The sequence below is a fragment of the Kitasatospora sp. NPDC033851 genome, assembly GCF_055576085.1.
The window spans coordinates 26,195-45,897 of sequence record NZ_JBVIRL010000004.1 but is presented as its reverse complement, the minus strand read 5'-3'; the positions used below and the strand labels follow the sequence as shown (position 1 = coordinate 45,897).

The 19,703-nt window shown below is 70.8% G+C and carries 18 protein-coding genes; 3 read left to right on the top strand and 15 right to left on the bottom strand.

Annotated elements, in window-relative coordinates; translation table 11 throughout:
* The 11 genes from ACZ51D_RS09655 to arc all read right to left on the bottom strand — a co-directional run bounded on the left by ACZ51D_RS09655 (position 1) and on the right by arc (position 12,404).
* Entirely contained in the window at positions 1-957 is a 957-nt protein-coding gene (locus tag ACZ51D_RS09655; protein WP_465625565.1) for a helix-turn-helix transcriptional regulator, read from the bottom strand.
* Positions 954-1,925, bottom strand: a complete 972-nt coding sequence (locus ACZ51D_RS09650) for a helix-turn-helix transcriptional regulator (protein ID WP_465625564.1) — start codon at positions 1,923-1,925, stop codon at positions 954-956. The genes ACZ51D_RS09655 and ACZ51D_RS09650 overlap by 4 nt, the downstream gene beginning before the upstream one ends.
* Before the next feature lie 199 nt (positions 1,926-2,124).
* Positions 2,125-2,508, bottom strand: coding sequence for an FKBP-type peptidyl-prolyl cis-trans isomerase (locus tag ACZ51D_RS09645; RefSeq protein WP_360498264.1), 384 nt, complete (start codon positions 2,506-2,508; stop codon positions 2,125-2,127).
* 73 nt (positions 2,509-2,581) lie between these two features.
* The gene (locus ACZ51D_RS09640) at positions 2,582-3,895 is read right to left on the bottom strand and encodes an FKBP-type peptidyl-prolyl cis-trans isomerase (protein ID WP_360498262.1); all 1,314 of its coding nucleotides are present in this window, start codon (positions 3,893-3,895) and stop codon (positions 2,582-2,584) included.
* A 202-nt stretch (positions 3,896-4,097) separates the two neighbouring features.
* The gene (locus ACZ51D_RS09635) at positions 4,098-5,087 is read right to left on the bottom strand and encodes an FKBP-type peptidyl-prolyl cis-trans isomerase (RefSeq protein ID WP_465625563.1); all 990 of its coding nucleotides are present in this window, start codon (positions 5,085-5,087) and stop codon (positions 4,098-4,100) included.
* A 135-nt stretch (positions 5,088-5,222) separates the two neighbouring features.
* Positions 5,223-6,584, bottom strand: coding sequence for a Pup--protein ligase (pafA, locus tag ACZ51D_RS09630; protein ID WP_360498258.1), 1,362 nt, complete (start codon positions 6,582-6,584; stop codon positions 5,223-5,225).
* A gap of 120 nt (positions 6,585-6,704) precedes the next feature.
* Entirely contained in the window at positions 6,705-7,460 is a 756-nt protein-coding gene (gene prcA / locus ACZ51D_RS09625; RefSeq protein WP_360498256.1) for a proteasome subunit alpha, read from the bottom strand.
* A gap of 31 nt (positions 7,461-7,491) precedes the next feature.
* Positions 7,492-8,334, bottom strand: coding sequence for a proteasome subunit beta (gene prcB / locus ACZ51D_RS09620; RefSeq protein WP_465625562.1), 843 nt, complete (start codon positions 8,332-8,334; stop codon positions 7,492-7,494).
* Positions 8,335-8,494: 160 nt separating this feature from the next.
* Positions 8,495-8,713 carry a ubiquitin-like protein Pup gene (locus ACZ51D_RS09615; RefSeq protein ID WP_280681804.1) on the bottom strand — a complete coding sequence of 73 codons (219 nt, stop codon included), beginning with the start codon at positions 8,711-8,713 and terminating at the stop codon, positions 8,495-8,497.
* 184 nt (positions 8,714-8,897) lie between these two features.
* A complete protein-coding gene (gene dop / locus ACZ51D_RS09610) occupies positions 8,898-10,409 on the bottom strand; it encodes a depupylase/deamidase Dop (protein WP_465661781.1) in 1,512 nt (503 codons plus the stop codon).
* Between the two features lie 228 nt (positions 10,410-10,637).
* Positions 10,638-12,404, bottom strand: coding sequence for a proteasome ATPase (arc, locus tag ACZ51D_RS09605; RefSeq protein WP_360498250.1), 1,767 nt, complete (start codon positions 12,402-12,404; stop codon positions 10,638-10,640).
* A gap of 284 nt (positions 12,405-12,688) precedes the next feature.
* Here arc and ACZ51D_RS09600 point away from each other — a divergent pair, with 284 nt between their 5' ends.
* Entirely contained in the window at positions 12,689-12,994 is a 306-nt protein-coding gene (locus ACZ51D_RS09600; protein ID WP_360498248.1) for a ferredoxin, read from the top strand.
* Between the two features lie 199 nt (positions 12,995-13,193).
* Here ACZ51D_RS09600 and ACZ51D_RS09595 read toward each other — a convergent pair whose 3' ends face one another.
* The 3 genes from ACZ51D_RS09595 to ACZ51D_RS09585 all read right to left on the bottom strand — a co-directional run bounded on the left by ACZ51D_RS09595 (position 13,194) and on the right by ACZ51D_RS09585 (position 16,144).
* Positions 13,194-13,853, bottom strand: coding sequence for a hypothetical protein (locus ACZ51D_RS09595; protein ID WP_360498246.1), 660 nt, complete (start codon positions 13,851-13,853; stop codon positions 13,194-13,196).
* Between the two features lie 76 nt (positions 13,854-13,929).
* A complete protein-coding gene (locus ACZ51D_RS09590) occupies positions 13,930-14,886 on the bottom strand; it encodes a tRNA (adenine-N1)-methyltransferase (RefSeq protein ID WP_360498244.1) in 957 nt (318 codons plus the stop codon).
* Between the two features lie 46 nt (positions 14,887-14,932).
* The gene (locus ACZ51D_RS09585; RefSeq protein ID WP_360498242.1) at positions 14,933-16,144 is read right to left on the bottom strand and encodes a site-2 protease family protein; all 1,212 of its coding nucleotides are present in this window, start codon (positions 16,142-16,144) and stop codon (positions 14,933-14,935) included.
* 177 nt (positions 16,145-16,321) lie between these two features.
* Here ACZ51D_RS09585 and ACZ51D_RS09580 point away from each other — a divergent pair, with 177 nt between their 5' ends.
* Positions 16,322-17,230, top strand: a complete 909-nt coding sequence (locus tag ACZ51D_RS09580) for a RecB family exonuclease (protein ID WP_465661779.1) — start codon at positions 16,322-16,324, stop codon at positions 17,228-17,230.
* Positions 17,230-17,901, top strand: coding sequence for a response regulator (locus tag ACZ51D_RS09575; RefSeq protein WP_465625559.1), 672 nt, complete (start codon positions 17,230-17,232; stop codon positions 17,899-17,901). The genes ACZ51D_RS09580 and ACZ51D_RS09575 overlap by 1 nt, the downstream gene beginning before the upstream one ends.
* A gap of 114 nt (positions 17,902-18,015) precedes the next feature.
* Here the strand turns inward: ACZ51D_RS09575 and ACZ51D_RS09570 are convergent, their stop codons facing one another.
* A complete protein-coding gene (locus ACZ51D_RS09570) occupies positions 18,016-19,614 on the bottom strand; it encodes an ABC transporter substrate-binding protein (protein WP_360498236.1) in 1,599 nt (532 codons plus the stop codon).
* Positions 19,615-19,703 lie beyond the last annotated feature (89 nt).

Genomic DNA, 19,703 nt, shown 5'->3' with positions numbered 1-19,703 from the left:
TCAGACCTGCCCCTCCCCGTAGGCGGCCAGCGCCTCCCGCGCAGCCCAGCGCGCCTGCTCGGCCAGTTCGGGCGGCGAGACGATCCGGCCGTCCCGGCCCAGCCGCAGCGCCAGCGGGCGCAGCTGGGAGGGGTCGGCGCTGCGCAGGGTGATCCGCAGCCCACCGTCGGGCAGTTCCTCGGCCCGGTCGTGGGTGTAGTACTCGGCCACCCAGCGGCCACCGGAGGAGACCTCGACGACCACCTCGGGGTCGTCCGCCGCCGGGTTGACCAGCCCGCCGCTCAGGTCGCGCGGCTCGCGCCGGGGCGGGTCGGCCGGGACGTCCAGGACGCGGATCTCGGCAACCCGGTCCAGCCGGAACATCCGGTGGTCCTCGGAGGTGCGGCACCAGGCCTCGAGGTAGGTGTGGCCCTCGGTGAGCAGCCGGATCGGGTCGACCTCGCGCTCGGTCATCCCGCCGCGCCCGTGCGAGTAGTAGCGCAGCCAGAGCCGGCGGCCCTCGCTGAGCGCGCGGTCGATGTCGGCGAAGACGTGGCTCTCCGCCTCGAAGGTCACGCCGACCCGGGCGCTGCCCTCGGCGCTCTCCCCCGCCGCGTTCTCGATCTTGGCGACGGCCCGGGTGAGCGCCTCCCGGTCCCCGGCCCGCAGCCCGGGCAGCCCGGCCACCGCGCGGGCGGCCACCAGCAGCGCGGTCGCCTCGTCGGCGGCCAGCCGCAGCGGCTGGGCCACGTCGTCGACGTTGTGCCACCAGATCCGCTCGCCGTCGGTGTCGATGTCGAGCAGGTCGCCGCCGCGGAAGCTGGTGCCGCACATCGGCAGCACGTTGAGGTCCCCGATCAGCTCGCGCTCGCTGATCCCGAAGGCCCGGGCCACCTCGGCGACCTCGGCCCCCGGCCGCTCACGCAGATAGGTGACCAGTGACAGCATCCGTCGCGTCTGGTCAATGGCGTTGCTCATGCGTCCACCTCGATACCCGCGACCGCCCGCAGCCGGTCGACCACATCCGCCCGGAGCTCCTCCGGCCCGAGCACCAGCACGTCCGGCCCGAACTCCGCCAGGTCGGCGCCCAGCCCGTTGCCGTACGGGATCTCCAGCTCGTCCCAGACCTCGTCCACCCGGGTGCTGTTCAGCGCCTTGGTGCGCAGCGGGAAGCCGGCGCCCCGGCGGACCCGGACGGTCGCGGTGGCGGTGGCGCCCTCCCCCGCGAACTTCGCCACGGTGGCCCGGACGTCCACGTGCTCGGGCACGGTGCCGAGGAAGGCCCCGTTCTTGGCCCGCACCTTGCCGGTGATCCGGCTGAGCCGGAACACCCGGGCGTCGCCGCGGTCGCGGTCGTACCCGGCCAGGTACCAGTGCCCGCGCCAGCACTCCAGCGCCCACGGCTCGACGCTGCGCTGCTCGACGGCGGCGGCGCCGGCCTTGCGGTACTCGAAGGTGACCGGACGGCGGTCCCGGGCGGCGGTGAGCAGCGGCTCGAACGCGGCCTCCCGGGCGGGGATGCGCGGCTCCAGGGCGGTACGGCCCTCGGGCTCGGCGAACGGCACCCCGGCCGCGCGCAGCTTCTGCAGCGCGCCGCTGGCCGCGCCGGACATCTTGGCCTGCTGCCAGACCCGGGCGGCCAGGGTCAGCGCGGCCGCCTCCTCGGCGTCCAGCGCGATCTCGGGCAGCCGGTTGCGGTCGGCGCGGGCCAGGTAGCCCAGCTCGCCGTCCAGGGCGCTCTCGTCGACGTCGATCACCAGGCCGAGCTCGCGCAGGTCGTCCTTGTCCCGCTCGAACATCCGGTTGAAGGCGTCCTCGCTGCTGCCCTGCCAGGCCTCGCGGTACGCCTCGATGGATTCCCGCAGCTCCTTCTTGGAGAGCGGACGTCTGGTGTTCATCAGGCACAGGGCGAGATTCATCAGCCGCTCTGCCTTGGCGATCGCCATCGCTGACCCTTCCGGTGTGCCGCGCCGCGCGCGGGGTGCGCCAACCGGGCGATCACCACCCGGCGGGACCGACCGTACCGGTAGCGGTACGCAGTGCAAAAGCGGCGTCCCACACCCGGTCCCGGAGCCGTGCCCGCCGGGCCCGGACATGCCCGTGGGCCGGGCCCCCGGAGGGGTCCGGCCCACGGCGCGAGCAGGCTCAGACAGCCAGCAGGTCGACCACGAAGATCAGGGTCGAGCCCTTCGGGATGAGCGGGGTCGGCGACTGGTCGCCGTAGGCCAGGTGCGACGGGATGGTCAGCTCGCGGCGACCGCCGACCTTCATGCCGACGACGCCCTGGTCCCAGCCCTTGATGACGCGGCCGGCACCCAGCGGGAAGCGGAACTCGTTCGGGCTCCGGTTCCAGCTGGCGTCGAACTCCTCGCCCGTCTCGAAGGTCACGCCGACGTAGCGGACGCTGACGTTCTGACCCTTCTTGGCCTCCGCGCCGTCACCGACGACGATGTCGCGGATCTGCAGCTCCGTCGGGGCGTCGCCGATCGGGAAGTCGATCTCGGGCTTCTCGTTGAGGTTGACGCTCACAGTCCCTCTTCTCACGTTTCGCGTTGCATTCCGACCCGAAGGTCACACTCCACCATTGTCACCCGAAAGTGGATCAGCCCTGACCGGCGTCCAGGATGTCCACCACGAAGACCAGCGTCGCGCCGGGCGGGATGTCGCCCTGGCCCTTGTCGCCGTAGCCCAGCGCCGCCGGGACCACCAGCTCGACGCGGCTGCCCACGGTCTGGCCCTCCAGGCCCTGGTCCCAGCCCGGGATGACCTGGCCGCCGCCGAGCGGGAAGGCGTACGCCTGGCCCTTGCCGAGCGAGGAGTCGAACATTTTGCCGTCCTTGAACAGCGCGCCGGTGTACTGGACGACGATCTTCTCGCCCTTCTCCACCTTCGGCCCGGTGCCCTTGATCAGGACGTGGCTCTTCAGCTCGGTCGGGTCCTTGGCACCGGCCACCGGCGTGATGTCGGCCGGCTTCTTGCCGTTGTCCTTGACCTGCGGGAAGTCCGCCGGCGGCGGGGTGACCGTGCCGCTGACCGTCGAGTCGGGCGCGTTGGCGTTGCGGATGTCGATCACGAAGATCAGGTTGTCCTTGGGCCCGATCGACATGTCGGCCTTGCCGTGGGAGCCGAACGCGGCGGCCGGCGGGGCCACCACCAGCAGCCGGCTGCCGGCCTTCTTCCCCATCACGGCCTGGTCCAGCGCCGGGATCAGCGAGTCGGTGCCCGCCTGGAAGATCTGCGGCTTGGCGTCCGCGTCGTACGAGCTCGGGATGTCCTTGCCGGTGTTCCAGTCCTTGGCGGTGTAGTCCACCGAGGTCCAGGAGTTCTTGTCCACCTTGGCGCCGGTGCCCTCGGAGAGCACCTTGACCACGAAGGTGCCGTCCGACGCCTCGCCCGGCACCTGGATGTCGGCCTTCTTACCGAAGTCGCCGGTGACGGTCGGCAGCACCTTGGCGCTGTCCTTGATCGGCGGCACCGGCTCGGCGCTCGGCGTGGGCGGCGCGGTCTTGGCGGCGTCCGGCTGGGCGGCGTTGGTGTCCTTGCTGCCGTCCTTGTTGACCATGTACAGCGTCACGGCGCTGCCGGCCAGCAGAACGGCCAGCACCGTGCCGAGGATCACACCGAGCCGGCCGACGCCGGGCGGGTTCTCGTCGTACCCGGCCTCGGAGGTGTCGGCCTTGCGCACGTTGGAGGCGAAGATCTGCGGGGTGTCGTCGGTCTTGGTCCCGCCCGCGGCACGCGGCGCCTCGCCGGGCTGCGCCCAGCCGGCCTGCTGCTTCAGGATCGACGGCGGGACGACGATCGACTCGCCGTCCCCCGGAAGCGGGCCGCCGGGGCGAGAGGCGGCCGGGTCACCCGCAGAGCTGTCGTTCGCCGCGGTGCCGGCCCCGCCCGGGCTCGGCGTCTTCTCAGTCATGACTCCCCATCCATCTCGCCACAGGTCTTTCAGGTCTGCGCCCGGCGTGCTGAGCGCCGGCCTGCCGCCGCACGGCCCGCCCCCGACCTGGCGCCGGGCGGCGCCTGCCACAGCGCGAGGGCAGTATGACAGCTCAGGATGAGGGCGGACGCTTCGTTGTACGAGCGTCCGCCCAAGCGTACGGAATCTTCCGGGTGACTTCCTAGACCGCTTCCAGAATGTCGATCACGAAGACCAGCGTGGAGTTCGCCGGGACCGCGCCCTGCGGCTTGTCCTGGTACCCGAGCGCGGGCGGCACCACGAGCAGGACCCGGCTGCCCACGTTCTGCCCGACCAGGCCCTTGTCCCAGCCCTCGATCACACTGCCGGTGCCGATCTGCACCGCCTGCGCGCCGCCGTGCGTCCAGGAGGAGTCGAACTGCTGGCCATTGCTCCACAGCACCCCGGTGTACTGCACCACCAGGGTCTGCCCGCTCTTGACCTGCTTGCCCTCGCCCTTGATCAGCACCGCCTGCTGCAGGTCGGTGGGCGCGGCCTGACCGGCCGGGATCGTGATCGTCACCGGCGCCTTGCCGTTGTCCTTGACCTGCGGCAGCGTCGCGGCCGGCTGGGTCATGTTCCCGGTGAGCGTGGAGTCCTGCGGCAGGCTCTCCATGATGTCCAGCACGAACACCACGGTGTCGTTCTTGTTGACGCCCAGCTGGCCGGAGCCCTGATCGCCGAAGGCCGCCGCCGGCGGGGCCACCACCAGCAGCCGGGTGCCCACCTTCTTGCCGATCACGCTCTGGTCGAACGCCGGCACCAGTTGCCCGCTGCCCGCCTGGTAGAGCTGCGGCTTCCCGCCCGGGTCGTACGAACTGGGCAGGTCCTTGCCGGTGGTCCAGTCCTTCGCGGTGTAGTTGACCGTCACCCAGTCGCCCTTGTTGACGGTCGAGCGCTCGCCCTCGCTGACCGTGTTCACCACGAACTGGCCGCTGGGCTGCTGCCCCTCGGGGATGGTGATGGTGGCCTTGCTGCCGAATCCGCCCCCCGAAAGGGTGGGCATCGGCGACGCCTCGCCGACCGGCGCCGGCACCGTCGGGGCGGCGCTCGCCGCGGACGGCGTCGCCGGACCGGCCGCCTTGGGGGTACTGCTGCAGGCGACCGCCAGCAGCAACGGCAGGGTGAGTAGCAAACCGGCGTTGCGGCGCACGGTGGTCCTAACTGTCGGTCGAAGTCGGCTCTCCTGACTCGACGGACAGCGTATGCCCGGCATGCGTCCGGCCCCGGTAGACACCACCGGGGCCGGCCGCACCGTGATCACGACGCCTTGATCACGATCGGGGCATCACATCCCCGCGATGAGCTTCTCCACCCTCTCGTCCACCGAACGGAACGGGTCCTTGCACAGCACCGTGCGCTGCGCCTGGTCGTTCAGCTTCAGGTGCACCCAGTCCACCGTGAAGTCCCGGCGCTGCTCCTGCGCCCGGCGGATGAAGTCCCCGCGCAGCCGGGCCCGGGTGGTCTGCGGCGGGATCGACTTGGCCTCGAAGGTCTTGAGGTCGGTGGTCATCCGCTGCGCCTGGCCCTTGCCCTGGAGCAGGTAGAACAGACCGCGACGGCGGTGGATGTCGTGGTAGGCGAGGTCGATCTGGGCCACCCGCGGGTTGGACATGCTCATCTGGTGCTTCTCGCGGTAGCGCTCGATGAGCTTGTACTTCATGATCCAGTCGATCTCGGTGGCGACCCCGTCCAGCCGCTCGCTGCGGACGGCCTCCAGGGTGCGGCCCCACAGGTCGAGGACCCGGGCGATCGTGCCGGTGTTGATGCCCTTGCGGTCGGCGAACTCCAGGGCCTTGCTGTAGTACTCCTCCTGGATGTCCAGCGCGCTGGCCTCGCGGCCGTTGGCGAGCCGCACCTGGTGGGTGCCGGTGAGGTCGTGGCTGACCTCGCGGATCGCCCGGATCGGGTTCTCCAGGGTGAGGTCGCGCAGCACCACGCCGGCCTCGATCAGCCGCAGCACCAGGTCGGTGGCGCCGACCTTGAGCAGCGTCGTGGTCTCGGACATGTTGGAGTCGCCGACGATCACGTGCAGCCGGCGGTAGCGCTCGGCGTCCGCGTGCGGCTCGTCCCGGGTGTTGATGATCGGCCGCGAGCGGGTGGTGGCGGAGCTGACGCCCTCCCAGATGTGCTCGGCGCGCTGGCTGACGCAGAACACCGCGCCGCGCGGGGTCTGCAGCACCTTGCCGGCGCCGCAGATCAGCTGGCGGGTGACCAGGAAGGGGATCAGCACGTCGGCCAGCCGGGAGAACTCGCCGTGCCGGGCCACCAGGTAGTTCTCGTGGCAGCCGTAGGAGTTCCCGGCGGAGTCGGTGTTGTTCTTGAAGAGGTAGACGTCCCCCGCGATGCCCTCCTCGTGCAGCCGCCGCTCGGCGTCCACCAGGAGCCCTTCGAGGATGCGCTCGCCCGCCTTGTCGTGCGTCACCAGCTCGACCACGTCGTCGCACTCGGGGGTGGCGTACTCGGGGTGGGAGCCGACGTCGAGGTAGAGCCGGGCGCCGTTGCGCAGGAACACGTTGCTGCTGCGGCCCCAGGAGACGACCCGGCGGAACAGGTACCGCGCGACCTCGTCCGGCGACAGCCGCCGCTGCCCGCGGAACGTGCAGGTCACGCCGTACTCGTTCTCCAGCCCGAAGATCCGGCGGTCCATGAGCACTCCATTCTTGTCGGAGCTGTCCGAAACCGCCTCCACGACGGCCGGGCCGTCGCAGGGGCACCGGAGTCCCGTACGACGGCGGTCCGGCCGCCGTACGGGACTCCGCAGGCACTGCTACTCCGGCGTGGTACCCGCCGGGGTGTCCTCGTCGTCCGACTCGGCGGACTGGTCTCCGTCGAGCAGTCGGCTGAGCTGGTTGCCGAGGATCCGCTTGAACTTGCGCTGCTGGAACCGCTGGCGGTCGAGGACCGCTACCTCCAGCTGCTCCGGGGTGAGGCTGCGCGGGCTGCCGCCGTTGGGGTCGCGGGCGAGCGAGTCGACCGCGACCTTGACCGCCTCGGTGAGGCTCAGGCCGACGCGGTGGCGCTGGCCGAGGTAGTTGCCGATCGAGTCGGCGTTGCCGCCGACCACCACGTAGTTCTTCTCGTCGACGACCGAGCCGTCCGGCGTCAGCCGGTAGATCTGGTCGTTGTCGGCGCCGCGGCCGACCTCGGCCACGATCAGCTCGACCTCGTACGGCTTGTCCCCGACCGAGGAGAAGATGGTGCCCAGGGTCTGGGCGTACACGTTGGCCAGGCCCCGGGCCGTGACGTCGGCCCGGTCGTAGGAGTAGCCGCGCAGGTCGGCGTAGCGGACGCCGCCGATGCGCAGGTTCTCGAACTCGTTGTAGCGCCCGACCGCCGCGAAGGCGATCTTGTCGTAGATCTCGGAGACCTTGTGGAGCGCTCTGGAGGTGTTCTCCGCGACGAAGACGATGCCGTCGGCGTAGGTGAGCACGACCACGCTGCGGCCGCGCGCGATGCCCTTGCGGGCGTACTCCGCGCGGTCCGCCATGGCCTGCTGGGGTGAGACGTAGAACGGTGTCGACACCGGCGGTCGTCCCCTTCCTGTGAGGTGATGGCTAGATCAGCGGGGCCTGCGGGCCATTGGGGTGGATCAGGCGCTCGTCGGTGATGGCGACGGCGACCTCCGCGACCTCCGCCTCGGTGAGCCGGCGGAAGCCGTCCTCGGTGATCAGCGAGACGATCGGGAAGATCTTGCGGGAGAGGTCCGGACCGCCGGTGGCGGAGTCGTCGTCCGCCGCGTCGTAGAGCGCCTGGACGACCAGGGTGACGGCCTGGTCGGCCGTCAGGCCGTCGCGGTAGAGCTTCTTCATCGAGCCGCGGGCGAAGACCGAGCCCGAGCCGGTGGCGGCGAAGCCGCGCTCCTCGGAACGCCCGCCGGTGACGTCGTAGTTGAAGATCCGGCCGCGGCCGAGGTCCAGGTCGTAGCCGGCGAACATCGGCACGACCGCGAGCCCCTGCATCGCCATGCCCAGGTTGCCCCGGATCATGCTGGTGAGGCGGTTCGCCTTGCCCTCCAGGGAGAGCGTGGTGCCCTCGATCTTCTCGTAGTGCTCCAGCTCCAGTTGGAAGAGCCGGACCATCTCGACCGCGAGGCCGGCGGTGCCGGCGATGCCGACCGCGCTGTACTCGTCGGCCGGGAAGACCTTCTCGATGTCGCGCTGGGCGATGACGTTGCCCATCGTCGCCCGGCGGTCACCGGCGATCACCACGCCGCCGTCGAAGATCGCGGCCACGATCGTGGTGCCGTGCGGGGCCTCGACCACGGAGCCCTCGGGGAGCCCGCGGTGGCCGGGGATCAGCTCCGGCCTGTGCTCGGCGAGGAAGTCGAGGAACGAGGACGACCCCGGGGTCAGGAAGGCAGCCGGTAGACGCCCGGTGCCGAGAGTGTTGGCTTCCACACGATTCCTTCCAGGTAGCTTGAAGCGCGCGCTGCCCGCACCCTACCCGCCCGACGATCACTGCCCGGGCGTGGAGGTGAGGTGCCGGACGGCCGGGCGGCGAGTGCCGCCCGACCGCCCTCGACGGTCACGACGTGAATTCCCGAATACCGGGACCGGACTATTGCCCGCCCTTCTGCACGAAGCCGCGCACGAAATCTTCCGCGTTCGATTCCAGGACCTCATCGATTTCGTCCAGCACCGCGTCGACGTCGTCGCCCAGCTTTTCCTGGCGTTCCTTGAGGTCGTCGGAATTCTGCGTTTCCGCGGCCTGCTCCTCGACCTCCTCGGAGGAACGGTTTGCCCGCTGCTGGCCGCCGCCGGTGTCCTTGCTCGCCATTTCCCTCACCCCGCTCGATTCGTCTGGCACGGTTTGGTCGGTAGGGTCGTTGCCGGTTGACACCGACCCTATACACAAGGTGCGACTGCCGCTCCCGGTTTGCCGGTGGCGCTTCCTGTCCAACACCCGCTGCCACCCCGGATGATTCCCATTCGGCGGACGTTCACCCGTGGTGATCGAAAAGTTACCCGCCGGACAGCACCCGGAGCAGGTCCTCCGCCGTGCGGCAGCGGTCCAGCAGCTCCTTGACGTGGTTGCGGGTGCCGCGCAGCGGCTCCAGCGTGGGCACCCGCTGCAGCGAGTCCCGGCCGGGCAGGTCGAAGATCACCGAGTCCCAGGAGGCCGCCGCGACGTGCTCGGCGTACTGCTCCAGGCAGCGCCCGCGGAAGTACGCCCTGGTGTCCTCCGGGGGCTTGGAGACGGCCCGCTCGACCTCGTCCTCGGTCAGCAGCCGCTCGAAGCGCCCGCGGGCCACCAGGCGGTTGTAGAGGCCCTTCTCGGGCCGCACGTCGCTGTACTGGAGGTCGACCAGGTGCAGCCTCGGGTTGTCCCACTCCAGGGCGTCCCGGCTGCGGTAGCCCTCCAGGATCTCCCGCTTGGCGACCCAGTCCAGCTGCTTCGAGAGCGACATCGGGTCGCGCTCCAGCCGGCCCAGGACGTCCTCCCAGCGTGTCAGCACGTCCACCGTCTGCTCGTCCGCGTCGGTGCCGAAGCGGTCCTCGACGTACTTGCGGGCCAGTTCGAAGTACTCGAGCTGGAGCTGGACGGCGGTGAGCTTGCGCCCGTTGCGCAGGGTGATCAGGTACTTGAGCGTCGGGTCGTGGGAGACCCGGTGCAGGGTGCGCACCGGCTGGTCGACGGCGAGGTCGGAGGCGATGAAGGAGTCCTCGATCATCGACAGGACCAGCGAGGTGGTGCCCAGCTTGAGGTAGGTGGAGATCTCGGAGAGGTTGGCGTCCCCGATGATCACGTGCAGTCGGCGGTACTTCTCGGCGTCGGCGTGCGGCTCGTCCCGGGTGTTGATGATCGGGCGCTTGAGGGTGGTCTCCAGGCCGACCTCGACCTCGAAGTAGTCCGCCCGCTGGCTGAGCTGGAAGCCGTGCGCCGAGCCGTCCTGGCCGATGCCGACCCGGCCGGCCCCGGCGACCACCGGGCGGGAGACGAAGAACGGGGTCAGGTGGCGGACGATGTCGGCGAACGGCGTCGCCCGCTTCATCAGGTAGTTCTCGTGGGTGCCGTAGGAGGCGCCCTTGTTGTCGGTGTTGTTCTTGTACAGGTGGATCTTCTGCCCGTTGGGCAGCTCGAGCGCGCGCTGCGCGGCGGCCGCCATGATCCGTTCGCCGGCCTTGTCCCACAGCACGGCGTCGCGCGGGTTGGTCACCTCGGGCGAGCTGTACTCGGGATGCGCGTGGTCCACGTAGAACCGGGCCCCGTTCGTGAGGATGACGTTGGCCAGGCCGATGTCCTCGTCGGTCAGCTGGCTGGCGTCCGCCACCTCGCGCGCCAGGTCGAAGCCCCGCGCGTCGCGCAGCGGATTCTCCTCCTCGAAGTCCCAGCGGGCCCGCCGTGCCCGGTGCATCGCCGCCGCGTAGGCGTTGACGATCTGGGACGAGGTGAGCATGGCGTTGGCGTTGGGGTGCCCGGGCACGGAGATCCCGTACTCGGTCTCGATGCCCATCACGCGCCGTACGGTCATGCGGCCCTCCTTGCCCGGTGCGCCGCCCCCGGCGGGCGGAACACGCTGACGTACCGCTGGACAACACCGGCGCCGGCCATCTGACCGCGGACGGTGGGTCGAGCCTAGAACCCGGCCCCGATCGGCGGGCCCCGAGACGCGCCGTCCGGCTGCGGGGCCGCGAGGCGCCACAGCCGGACGGTGTGCGTACAGCTCCGGGGACCGCTGTCGGCCCGGGTAACCGCGTGCTTACAGGTACTGCCCCGTGTTGGCGACAGTGTCGATCGAGCGGCCGGACTCGGCGCCCTGCTTGCCGGTGACCAGCGTGCGGATGAAGACGATCCGCTCGCCCTTCTTGCCGGAGATGCGGGCCCAGTCGTCCGGGTTGGTGGTGTTCGGGAGGTCCTCGTTCTCCTTGAACTCGTCCACGCAGGCGGCGAGCAGGTGGGAGACGCGCAGACCGCGCTGACCGTGGTCGAGGAAGTCCTTGATGGCCATCTTCTTCGCGCGGTCGACGATGTTCTGGATCATCGCGCCGGAGTTGAAGTCCTTGAAGTACAGGACCTCCTTGTCACCGTTGGCGTAGGTGACCTCCAGGAAGCGGTTCTCCTCGGTCTCGGAGTACATCCGCTCCACCACCGACTGGATCATCGCGGCCACCGTGGCCCCGACGGAGCTGTCGTGCTCCTTGAGGTCGTCCGGGTGGAACGGCAGCGAGTCCTTGAGGTACTTGGAGAAGATGTCCTTCGCGGCCTCGGCGTCCGGGCGCTCGATCTTGATCTTGACGTCCAGGCGGCCGGGCCGCAGGATCGCCGGGTCGATCATGTCCTCGCGGTTGGAGGCGCCGATGACGATGACGTTCTCCAGGCCCTCCACGCCGTCGATCTCGGCGAGCAGCTGCGGGACGATGGTGTTCTCCACGTCCGAGCTGACGCCGGAACCGCGGGTGCGGAACAGCGACTCCATCTCGTCGAAGAAGACGATGACGGGCGTGCCCTCGCTCGCCTTCTCCCGGGCCCGCTGGAAGACCAGGCGGATCTGCCGCTCGGTCTCGCCGACGTACTTGTTGAGGAGCTCGGGGCCCTTGATGTTGAGGAAGTAGCTCTTCCCCTGGGGCTGGCCGGTGACCTCGGCGACCTTCTTGGCCAGCGAGTTGGCCACCGCCTTGGCGATCAGCGTCTTGCCGCAGCCGGGCGGGCCGTAGAGCAGGACGCCCTTGGGCGGGCGCAGCTCGTACTCCTTGAAGAGGTCGGCGTGCAGGTACGGCAGCTCGACCGCGTCGCGGATCAGCTCGATCTGGTTGCTCAGGCCGCCGATCTGGCGGTAGTCGATGTCCGGGACCTCTTCGAGGACCAGCTCCTCGACCTCGGCCTTCGGCACGACCTCGTACACGTAGCCGGAGCGGGGCTCCAGCAACAGGGCGTCCCCCGCCCGGATCGTGAGGTCGCGCAGCGGTTCGGCGAGGCGCACCACGCGCTCCTCGTCGGTGTGGCCGAGAACCAGGGCGCGCTCGCCGTCCTCCAGGACCTCCTTGAGGGTGACGATCTCGCCGATGCGCTCGAAGGCCATCGCGTCCACGATGTTGAGGGCCTCGTTGAGCATCACTTCCTGGCCGCGCCGCAGTTCGTCGAGTGCGACGTTGGGGCTGACGTTCACGCGGAGCTTGCGCCCGCCGGTGAAGATGTCCGCGGTCCCGTCCTCGTTCGCTTCGAGGAAGGTGCCGAAGCCGGCCGGGGGCTGTGCCAGCCGGTCCACTTCCTCCTTGAGGGCCACGATCTGGTCGCGGGCCTCACGCAGGGTGGAGGCGAGCCGTTCGTTCTGGGCGGTCACGCCGGCCAGGTTGGTCTGGAGCTCGACGATCCGCTCTTCGAGGATTCTCGAATTGCGCGGCGAGTCGGCGAGCTTGCGGCGCAGCACGGCGATTTCCTGCTCAAGGTACGAGACCTGAGCGGCCTCGTCGGAACCACGAGCGGGCCTGCCGGTGCTGCGGTTGTAGTCGTCATCGTGGGCTGCCACGGTCCTCACCTCCTCCGGGGAGCTGGACGCTTCCAGACCCTACCTGGGACCAGGGGTCCGTAAACCCCTAGATCAAGAAAGATGGAACGGGCGTGTCCGATCTTCGCCCCAGCGTGCTTCCCCTCTGCTAAGGGGATACCCACCGCGCACCGCCCAAAGCGGGCCAGATGTATCGTCGAGCGAAGTGATATCCGATCGCGACCACGACTCGAGGTCCGATCGTTGTACGAATGGCGGGATTGCTCCCAGAAATGGGCGACCCGGGACAGAAACGGCAGGGGACCATGTCGGTGACCGAGCAGACGGCGGCGACGACCGAGGAGCTGGAGGTGTGGATCGACCAGGATCTGTGCACCGGCGACGGCATCTGCGTCCAGTACGCACCGGAGGTCTTCGAGCTCGACATCGACGGCCTCGCCTACGTGAAGGGGTCGGACGACGAGCTGCGCCAGCAACCCGGGGAGACCGTCCCGGTGCCGCTGACGCTCCTTCAGGACGTGGTGGACTCGGTGAAGGACTGCCCCGGCGACTGCATCCACGTGCGCCGGGCCGCGGACCGGGTCGAGGTGTACGGACCTGACGCGGAGTGAGTAACCGCCCTCCGGCTCGGAGGCGAGCGGGCGACCCGCCCCGAGCGGCGTCACGGGCGAGCGGGCGAACTCCCGCCCCGAGCCGAAGGGGCGCGCCGGTGCCGAAAGGGAGAAGCGAGGGAGCGAGGCACGAGCGAGGGAGCGCCGACCGTCGGCACCGGGTCCAAGCGCCCCGGAGGCGAGCGGGCGAATAGCAGCCTCAGGTCTGGCTGAGCGGGGCGGTGGCCTGGGAGCGTTCCCAGCCGCCGCCCCGGTGCGTCCAGGTGAGTTCGAGTGAGATGTCGGGCCGGAAGCGCGGCACGTCCTCGCTCGAATACCCCTGCGCGCGGCCGGTGATGGCGCCGTCGGAGCGCACCGCGAGCCGGCTCACGGTGAGGTTCTCGCGCTCGGTGAGCAGGGTGGCCAGCACCGTCGGGCGGTCGCCGGGGCCGTAGCCGAGCAGGAAGACGGCGTCCGGCGGGGTGCCGGTCTCGGCGGCGCAGTGCGCGGCGACCACCGTGCCGGGGCGTCCGTCGCCCAGCTCGGCGGGCACGCTGAGCGCCGTCGTGACCGGGAACGGGCCGCAGTCGATCGGGAGTTGGGCCTTGGCCGGGTCGGGGGCCGCGCTCGCGGCGAGGGCCTTGGGGGTGCCGTGGGCGGGCACCGGGGTGCCCGTCGCCGGGGACGCGGCGAGGGCGGCGCCCACGACCGCGCCGCAGCCGGCCAGGGCGAGGGCCCAGTGCCAGGGGGCGGTGCGCACGTGCGCGGGCCGGGTGCGGCCCCGCGGTGTCTGCTGTCCAGCCGTCGCCGTCGTCCCGACCGCGGTCTCCACCAGGCGTCCCCTCCAGAGCTCCAGGAGCTGGTCTGCGTGAGCGAGCATCGTCCCACACCCGGTCGACGGAAATGCCAAGGGGTGGCACGAGATTGCTCGTGCCACCCCTGCGTGGTGTGCGGGCTCAGCCCAGGTCGGGCTGGTCGTCCTCGCCGCGCGCGGCCTTGCGGGCGGCGGCGCGCTCCTGCAGGCTCGGCTCGGGCGCCCCGCTGTCGTAGTCCTCGCCGTACGCGCCCTTGGCGGGGCGGCGGCGGCGCAGCGGCGGCTCGACGCCGTCGGCCAGGCGGCGGGCGGTGAGCAGGAAGCCGGTGTGGCCGATCATCCGGTGGTCCGGGCGGACGGCGAGGCCCTCCAGGTGCCAGGTGCGGACCATGGTCTCCCAGGCCTGCGGCTCGGTGAAGGTGCCGTGGTCGCGCAGCGCCTCGACGGTCTTGGACATCTGCGTGGTGGTGGCCACGTAGCAGCAGATGAGGCCGCCGGGGACGAGCGCCTTGGAGGCGACGTCCAGGCACTCCCAGGGGGCCAGCATGTCGAGGAGGACGCGGTCGACGTCGGACTCGACCAGGTTGTCCTGGAGGTCGCCGACGGTGAGCTTCCACGCCGGGTGCGGCCCGCCGAAGTAGCGCTCGACGTTGCCCTGGGCGATGTCGGCGAAGTCCTGCCGGCGCTCGTAGGAGGCCAGCATGCCGTGCTCGCCGACGGCGCGCAGCAGGTACATGCTGAGCGCGCCCGAGCCGACGCCGGCCTCGACCACGCGGGCACCCGCGAAGATGTCGGCCATCGCCAGGATCTGCCCCGCGTCCTTGGGGTAGATCACGGCGGCGCCGCGGGGCATGGACAGGACGTAGTCGGGGAGCAGGGGGCGCAGCGCGAGGTACGGGACGTTACCCGTGGTGCGCACGACCGTGCCTTCGGGAGCGCCGATCAGCTCGTCATGCGGGAACGCACCCTTGTGGGTGTGGAACTGGTTCCCGGCCTGGAGCGTGAACGTGTAGTGGCGACCCTTGGGGTCGGTCAGCTGGACCTGGTCCCCGACCTGGAAGGGCCCGCGTCGGCGGGCGGCACCGGTCGGTTCGGACATACGGACAATCCTAAGGGAAGCGGAGCCTCCCGCCCGACCACGGTGATCATTTCCCGGCGACGGCGGCGGTCAGCCGCCGCTCGATGTCGCTGAGCGCGGCGACGCCGTACACCCGGCCGTCCGCCTCGACCACCAGGTACTCCCCCGCCGGGGTGGTCTGGACGGCCCGCAGCAGGTCCTCGCCGTGCAGGTCGGCGTCCAGCCGCAGCCCGGGCTCGAGGTCGCGGGCGAGCGGGCCGACGGCCACCCAGGGGCGGCGGTGCTCGGGTACGGCCCGGACCGCGGACTCGCGCACGATCGCGATCGGCTCGCCCCGGCCGTCCACCACGACCACCGCGCCGGCCTCGGCCTCGCGGGCGCGGCGCATCGCCTCGCCGAGCGGGGTGTCGGCGGTGACCTCGACGGCCCGGCGGGCGAAGTCGCGCAGCCGCAGGCCGGGCAGCGCCTCCTTGAGCCGGGCGTTGCGCACGCTGCCGGTGGCGCCGTTCCAGATGATCGCGGCGAGCACGGCGGCCAGCACCGCGTCCACCAGGGTGTCGGTGGTGGTGCGCTCGACCCCGCGGGCGGCACTGACCAGCGGCAGGCCGAACAACACGGCGACCGCCAGCACCCGGCCGACCCAGGCGGCGGCCACCGTGCCGGTCATCGGCTTGCCGGTGATCGCCCAGACGAGGGCGCGCAGCATCCGTCCGCCGTCCAGCGGCAGGCCGGGCAGCAGGTTGAAGGCGGCGACCACCAGGTTGGACACCATCAGACCGGTGAGCAGCACCCCGGGGACGGTGGACAGCTCCACGGCCCGCACCCCGAGGTAGAACAGGCCGCCGAGCGCCAGCGAGAGCAGCGGGCCGACGAAGGCCAGCCAGAACTCGCGCCAGGGCGTGGTGGCCTCGTTCTCGATCTCGGAGACGCCGCCGAAGAACTGCAGCTGGATCCGCCGCACCCCGAGCTTGTAGCGCAGCGCGACCAGGGTGTGGGCGAGTTCGTGCACCAGGACGGAGGCGTAGAAGGCGACCGCGAAGGAGAAGGCGACCAGGTAGCGGGCGCCGCCGAGGTCGGGCAGCACGTCGCCCAGCTGTCCGCCGAACACCCAGGTGATCAGCGCGGCGATGACGAACCAGGAGGGGGTGACGTAGATCGGCACGCCGAAGGGCCGGCCCATCAGGAGGCCGCCGCGGCGCTCCGGTGGCTTCCCGGCCGGGCGCCCGCGGTCGTCCTGCGGTGGCTGGTCGGAGGTCTGCTGCCCCCTGCTGTCGCTCACCGTGATCCCTTCGGTCGTCGCCCCCGTCGTGCCCCGGTGCGCCCACGCTACGTGATCGTGGCACTCCGGGGCCGCGCGCCCCTCCTGCTGCCTTCATACCCACTGCGCGGCCTGCGCGCGCCTCGGTGGCAGCACGGTGGCAGCGGGATGACAGCAAAGGGCAATAGGGTCGTAGTCATGCAGCAGACCGACACCACCAGCGTCACCGGGGCCCCGGTGCGCCCGGCGGCGGCGCCGACCGGCCTGTCCCCGTCCCGGGCGGGGGACTTCCTCACCTGTCCCCTGCTGTACCGGCTGCGGGTGATCGACCGGCTGCCCGAGCCGCCGAGCTCGGCGGCCACCAGGGGCACCCTGGTGCACGCCGTGCTGGAGCGGCTGTTCGACAGCCCGGCGGCCGAGCGCACGCCGGAACGGGCACTGGGCCTGCTGCGCCCGCAGTGGGAGCGGCTGCTGGGTGAACGGCCGGAGCTGGGCTCGTTGTTCCCGGACGACCCGGACGGCGCGGCGCTCACCCGCTGGCTGGCGGACGCCGAGAAGCTGGTCGGCCAGTGGTTCCGGCTGGAGGACCCGACCCGGCTGCATCCGGTGGAGCGGGAGCTGTACGTGGAGACGGCCCTGGACTCGGGGCTGCTGCTGCGCGGCTACATCGACCGGGTGGACGTCGCCCCGACCGGCGAGGTCCGGCTGGTGGACTACAAGACCGGCCGGGCGCCCTCGCGGGACTTCGAGGGCAAGGCGATGTTCCAGATGAAGTTCTACGCACTGGTGGTGTGGCGCTGGAAGGGCGTGATCCCCAAGCGCCTCCAGCTGGTCTACCTCGGCGGGGGCGGGGACGTGGTCAGCTACGACCCGGACCAGGCCGATCTGCTCGCGGTGGAGCGCAAGCTGCGGGCGTTGTGGGAGCGGATCGGCCACGCGGTGGCCACCGGGGACTTCCCGGCCACCCGCAACCGCCTCTGCGACTGGTGCGACCACCAGGCCAGCTGCCCGGAGTTCGGCGGTACTCCGCCGCCGTACCCCTTGCCGCTGGCCCGTACGTCTGATGAGGACGATCCCACGGGGGATCCGAGGAGCAAGGAGTCCTAGTGACGATCCGAGTGCTGCTGGTCGACGACCAGCCGCTGCTGCGCACCGGTTTCCGGATGATCCTGGAGGCCGAGTCCGACCTGGTGGTGGTCGGTGAGGCCGGCGACGGTCAGCAGGCGCTGGACCAGGTGCGGGCGCTGCAGCCCGACGTGGTGCTGATGGACATCCGGATGCCGAGGATGGACGGTGTCGAGGCGACCCGGCGGATCGCCGGCCCGGGGCGGGACGGCCCGGCCAAGGTGCTGGTGCTGACCACCTTCGACCTGGACGAGTACGTGGTGGAGGCCCTGCGCGCGGGCGCCAGCGGCTTCCTGCTGAAGGACGTCCCGGCCGAGGAGCTGGTGCAGGCGATCCGGGTGGTCGCGGACGGCGCGGCGATGCTGGCGCCGAGCATCACCCGCCGGCTGCTGGACATGTACGCCACCAAGCTGCCGTCGGGCGACGAGACGCCGCCGCAGGCGCTGGGCGCGCTGACCGACCGCGAGCTGGAGGTGCTGAAGCTGGTGGCGCGCGGGCTGTCGAACGCGGAGATCGCGGCGGAGCTGTTCGTCAGCGAGACCACGGTGAAGACCCACGTCGGCCATGTGCTGACCAAGCTCCAGCTGCGCGACCGGGTGCAGGCGGCGGTGTACGCCTACGAGAGCGGGCTGGTGCGCCCGGGCGCGCTGTAGCGGTCCCCTCCTGCGGCCCCTCCCGCACCGCGCGGTGGCCCGCAGAAACGTGACGGCGGCCCGTCCGCTCCCCGTGGTGATGTGGGGAGCGGACGGGCCGCCGTCGTCCGTGTGCTACTTGCCGGTCCGGCCGATCTCCCAGAAGCGGAAGAAGCCGGTGGTGTCGACGGTGGCCTCGACGCCGGTGACGTACGAACGCGCCGCGTAGAAGGCCTTGTTCTGGTACAGCGGGATCAGCGGCACGCTGACGGCCTCGATCTGCTGGATCTGCGCGTAGCCGGGCGCGGCGGCGCTGCGGTCGGCCTGCTTGAGGCCCTCCGGCACCAGCTTCCCGCTGATCTGCGGGTCGTCCCAACCGTGGTGGTAGGCACCGCCGTTGACCAGCAGCGGGGCGATGTAGTTGTCCGGGTCCGGGTAGTCGGCGAACCAGCCGATGACGTACGCCTGGTACTTGCTGTCGACCCAGCCCTTCTTGAAGGCCTCCCAGTCCGGCTCCTGCTGGACGGTGACCTGGAAGAGGCCGCCGGTCTCCAACTGCTTCTTCAGCGTGTCGGCCTCGTTGCTGCCGGCCCGCGAGCGGGACCAGGTGAGGGTGAGCTTGACCGGGGTCTGGACCTTGGCGTCGGTGAGGTACTTCCTGGCCTTGTTCACGTCCTGGTCGCCGTAGCGGTCGAAGAACGCGGTGGTGTGGCCGGTGACGCCGGCCGGGACCATCGCGTACAGCGGCTGGACGGTCCGGGCGAAGACGTCGCGGGCGAGCGCCTTGCGGTCCATCAGCTGCGCGGCGGCCTGGCGGACCGCGACGTTGCCGCCGACCGGGTCCTTGGTGTTGAAGACCAGCGAGCGGGTGTCGTTGCTGTCGCCCTCGGTGACCTGGAGGTCGGTCTTGCCGCCCTGCTGGTCGGAGCGGATCTGGGCGGCGGTGTTCGGCTCCAGGCTGTTGTCGGTGAGGTCGACGTCGCCCTTGTCCAGCGCGGCCTTCAGGTCCTCGGCCTTGTCGAAGTACCGCACGGTGAACTTGGTGTTGCGCAGCTTGGCGTCGCCGCCGTACTTGTCGTTGGGCGTCAGCACGACCTTGCCCAGCTGCTTGCCCGCCATCTCGACCGAGTCGATGCGGTACGGGCCGGAGCCGACCACCTTGTCGTTGGACAGGGCCTTGTCGGCCGGGAAGACCTGGTGGTCCACGATGGCGCCGGCCGGGCTGGCCAGCTTGGCCGGCAGGGTGGCGTCGGGCGTGGCGAGGTGGAACAGCACCTCGGTGTCGCCCTTGGCCTCGACGGACTTGATCGAGGAGAGCAGGGAGACCGGGCCGCCGTCGTCGTTGATCTTCTTGGTGCGCTCGATCGAGAAGACCACGTCCTCGGCGGTCAGCGGGTGACCGTTCGAGAACTTCAGCCCGGGCCGCAGGGTGCAGTGGTACTCGGTGGCATCGCCGCCGGTGAACTCGCAGGACTGCGCGGCGTCCGGGGTGGGCGTGCTGGCCGCGGCCGGGAAGGTCAGCAGCGACTGGAAGGCGTTGCGCATGACCAGCCAGGAGCCGGAGTCGTAGGAGACCGCGGGGTCCAGCACGCCGGTCAGCTGGGCGGTGCCCATGGTGATCGACTTGCCGCTGTCCCCCTTGACGGCGTCGGTCACCGATCCGCAGCCGGCCACCGTCACGGCGACCAGACCGGCACAGCCGAGTACTGCGAGGCGTTCAGCTGAAGTCTTCACGGGGCGCGTCCTTATCGGTGGCACGAAACCCGAGTAGCGTGCCATATCGAACACGCACGACCGATACCCGCGCAGATGACGTTTGGGAC